At 57.0% G+C, this 3,366-nt stretch carries 4 protein-coding genes and 1 pseudogene; 2 read left to right on the forward strand and 3 right to left on the reverse strand.

Translation table 11 applies throughout. The annotated features are described in order from the left end of the window. Positions 1-219 (forward strand): annotated as a pseudogene (locus NCN04_RS09800) (sigma-70 family RNA polymerase sigma factor); the annotation flags it as partial. Here NCN04_RS09800 and NCN04_RS09805 read toward each other — a convergent pair. Next, complete coding sequence (locus NCN04_RS09805; protein ID WP_250395972.1) at positions 178-930, reverse strand: TIGR00297 family protein; 753 nt, start codon at positions 928-930, stop codon at positions 178-180. The pseudogene NCN04_RS09800 and the gene NCN04_RS09805 overlap by 42 nt on opposite strands. A gap of 86 nt (positions 931-1,016) precedes the next feature. Between NCN04_RS09805 and NCN04_RS09810 the strand changes: the two genes are divergently transcribed. Next, positions 1,017-1,481 (forward strand): hypothetical protein, encoded by a 465-nt coding sequence (locus NCN04_RS09810; protein WP_048346688.1) that lies wholly within the window; start codon positions 1,017-1,019, stop codon positions 1,479-1,481. Between the two features lie 29 nt (positions 1,482-1,510). Here NCN04_RS09810 and NCN04_RS09815 read toward each other — a convergent pair whose 3' ends face one another. After that, positions 1,511-2,272, reverse strand: coding sequence for a 16S rRNA (uracil(1498)-N(3))-methyltransferase (locus tag NCN04_RS09815; protein ID WP_250395973.1), 762 nt, complete (start codon positions 2,270-2,272; stop codon positions 1,511-1,513). An 8-nt stretch (positions 2,273-2,280) separates the two neighbouring features. After that, complete coding sequence (locus NCN04_RS09820) at positions 2,281-3,213, reverse strand: glycosyltransferase family 2 protein (RefSeq protein WP_048346686.1); 933 nt, start codon at positions 3,211-3,213, stop codon at positions 2,281-2,283. Positions 3,214-3,366: the final 153 nt, after the last annotated feature.

Raw genomic sequence — 3,366 nt, forward strand, 5'->3', positions numbered from 1 at the left:
CTGAAGACACTTGAGCCTCAACAGTGTTGTTGGCTCCTTGCTCGCTATGTCGACAACATTCCAATCAAGGACCTTGCTTTGAGAGAAAAGGTTGATGCAGGCTTTCTACGCCAATCAATCCGAGAGTCGCTGAGCCGATTGCGACAGGCAGCACGACCTCTACAGCAGTGCCTCCCATTAGCCCGCAAGACCCAGCGGAAGCGCAATCAGCATCGCTAAGACGGCGGCCCAGGCGGTTTGCAAGCCGTTGACGATCTCATTGGTTAACCAGGTCACCCTCTCCTGAGCCAGAGCTCCCAGCAGGCTTTCCAGCAGGGTCGCGATCAGACCCACAAGTGCGACCACCAGCATCGCCGTGGGAGAGGTCACGATCGACAGCCCCGCCATCACCAGCATCATCAGCAGGCTGCCAGCGGCACTCGCCAGGGTGCCTTCCAGGCTCACGGCACCCTCCGTTCCTGCTGGCACTCTGCGAAGACTGGTGATCAACACTGTGGTTCGTCCCCAGCGTTTGCCGATCTCACTGCCAAAGGTGTCAGCAAGTTTGGCCGCGAAGCTGGCTGCAAATCCAATCAGCAACAGCGTCGGGGAGCCGAGACCTGCTCCAATCAAGAGAGCGATCACTGTGCCAGTCAAGGCAGATCCCCAAACGTTTGCTGGACCTCGCCGGCCACCTCGCGCCTCCGCAAGCCCTTGCTTCTGCTTTTGTGCAAAGCCAAGGCGCGTGACCATTGATCCCAGTACGAGGTAGATCACAACTGCAACCCAGCCTCTCCAGCCCAGGCAGCCCCAGAGGATTGTTCCAAGGATTCCGGCATGCACCCAACCCCTGCTAGTGAGAAGGGGAAGGCGCTGCGCCATGGCAATCAGCAGGCCATTGAGAAGCAGGGCAATCCCCCACATCGTGATGTTCTGGTCAGGCAAAACCATCGGTCTGTGTTGCACTGCCCTAAGGATCAGTCCATTCAGACTGTTTGGATTGGATAATCAGCCCACGTTGTCCACCGGAACCTGGCATGGTGCTGAAGAGCAAAGGCTTTTTCCTCAACCTTGAGGAAGGTGCTTCAACCGACCAGGTGCTTCAGATAGCGCCTGTGCGAGATCTTCCTGTCGAGGACGATCAAGAGGTCTCTCTTGCCCCGATTCCTGCCATCTCCAAACTGGTTGATGGGAGTCGCACGGTTGAGCCAGTCAAACCAGCTCAAGCGGTCGCGACGCCAGTTGCTGCATCTACACCAGCAACTTCTGCCCCCACAGCCCCTGCCCCATCTGCCCCCGCAGCGGCAACAGGTTCCCTGACGACGGCGGAAGCGATCGCAGCTGCTTTGGCGGAAGCGGAAGCGGCCCGTCCTGTCGTAACGCTCAGCACGTTTGCTCCTGAGATGATCCGGCCCGGTCGTGCTTTGCGTCCTCAGCGTCGTCGTCCAGGAAGAAACTTGAAGGGGTTCCGTGACATGGCCTCAGAACTGTTCAGCAGCTGACGTCACTTCAGTTTTCCATTTCAGTGGTCTCAGCAGTGGGTTCGCTCAGTGCTCAGCGTCGTACGACGCCAATTGCTGAGCGTTGTGACTCCTGCAATCGCTGCTGTGGAAGAGCGCAAAATATCCTCACTGAGACTGATCGGTGACCATCCTTCCCGGAGTGCCTGGGCTTGTTCCAGAGGGTCCCAGCCTCCCTCTGGGCCAATGGCAAGCCAGATGCAGCTCTCCTTTAGGGTCTGGCGCCGCAACCAGGGCTCCAATGCAGTCAGCTCTTCTAAGCGTGTGGTGGCAATCGCCAGACTGTCGTGATCCCCAGGCATCGTCCACCAGTCACCCGTGGATGCCAGCGGGAGGAGCTGGGGCATCCAGAGCCGCTCGCATTGCTCGACCGCTTCTTTCAGGATCAGTTGCCACCGTTCTGGCTTGTAGTCCGCCTGGGGTGTACTTCGCGCTGCTTGCAAGGGCTGGATGCAATCCACGCCTAATTCACAAGCCATACGCATCACGTCATCCATGCCTCGTCGCACCAGAGCAATCGCAAGGCCCAGCTGAGGTGTTTTGGCTGGGGTTGTGGTTGTACAACTTCCTGGGAGCAGCAGCTGTCCTTCCTCCTGAAGCCATCCTTCCCATAGATGGCCGCGGCCATCCACAACCGCCACAGTCGCTCCAGGACGCAGCCGTAAAACCCGGCGCAGGTAATGACGTTCGTCATCACGAAGGACCAGGCATCCATTGCGATCACGATCGGCCAATCGCTTGGGCTCGATCATTAGCCGACGCAGCTCCGCCACCGTTCGGTTCAGTTCAAGCCAGCTTGACGGGCTTCTCGATACAGCGCCTCAACACCAATTCTGTTGAGGGGGAGGCGCAATAACTCCAGAGCCAGGGATGGTTGCCCCCGTTGAATCAGCCAAGCCAGAAGCGGACGAAGGCTTCGTTCATTGAGAAGCCCTCCGAGCGTGAGCAAAGACCAAAGCAGGCGATGCAACCACGTGAATTGAATAATGAACCGGACCCGACGACTGGGGTGCTTGCGATAAAACACCAATCCCATTCGGGCGCGTTCTTTCTCTACGCGAATCAGGTCGGGGATTTGCTCCAGGCGAAAGGCTGGATGCCAGTGATAGCCAACCGCTTCAGGACATTTCACCAGCTCCACACCCATTTGCCTGAGCCGCTCTCCGAGCTCCAGGTCTTCCCATCCGTAGAGCCGGAATCCAACATCAAATAATCCGGAACGCTCCAATACATCCCGATCGATGGCTACGTTTCCCGTTGCGAAATATGCCCAAGACAAATCACGCAGTTTGTGCCGTTCTGCCGTTGGTTGATCAAAGTTGGCCGTATTGATCACGGCTCCATAGGTGAAACAGAGACGATTCCCCTGCTGATTCCAACGCCGACTTAAGGCACGCGCATGGGATGCCAGGAAGCTAGATGTGACGACTAAATCGCTATCGATAAAGACGATCACATCTCCTTTTGCATGATCAACACCGCGATTACGGCCTTCGGCAGGTCCGCCATGTTGTTGCTCTATCAAGCGGACATGGGGGAAGCGAGCTTCCTCTTGTCGCAACCAATCCGGGGTGCCGTCACTGGAGCCGTCATCAACGACAACCACTTCGTAGCTCTCGATTTCTCCGCTGGGATCTTGGTGTTCTAGTGCCTGCAGACACTTCTCAAGAATGGAGCGTCGGTTGTAGGTGGGGATGACGACGCTGATGAACATCCGTGTGAGATAGGCACAAGAAGACTTCAGCCTAAAGCCATAAAAAAGAGGGGTCTCCCCCCCTTACTGAAAGCAATCGATGCGGAGTCACTCCAAAGCGATTAATCCGCAGCACCACCGTTGTTGGCAGTACCGGTTACGCCATTACCCGCA

Source organism: Synechococcus sp. MU1655, from assembly GCF_023630655.1.
Classification (GTDB): Bacteria; Cyanobacteriota; Cyanobacteriia; order PCC-6307; family Cyanobiaceae; genus Synechococcus_C.

Coding starts and splice junctions, on each gene's coding strand:
- NCN04_RS09805 (WP_250395972.1), bottom strand. CDS start 930: ATGGTTTTGCCTGACCAGAACATCACGATGTGGGGGATTGCCCTGCTT.
- NCN04_RS09810 (WP_048346688.1), top strand. CDS start 1,017: ATGGTGCTGAAGAGCAAAGGCTTTTTCCTCAACCTTGAGGAAGGTGCT.
- NCN04_RS09820 (WP_048346686.1), bottom strand. CDS start 3,213: ATGTTCATCAGCGTCGTCATCCCCACCTACAACCGACGCTCCATTCTT.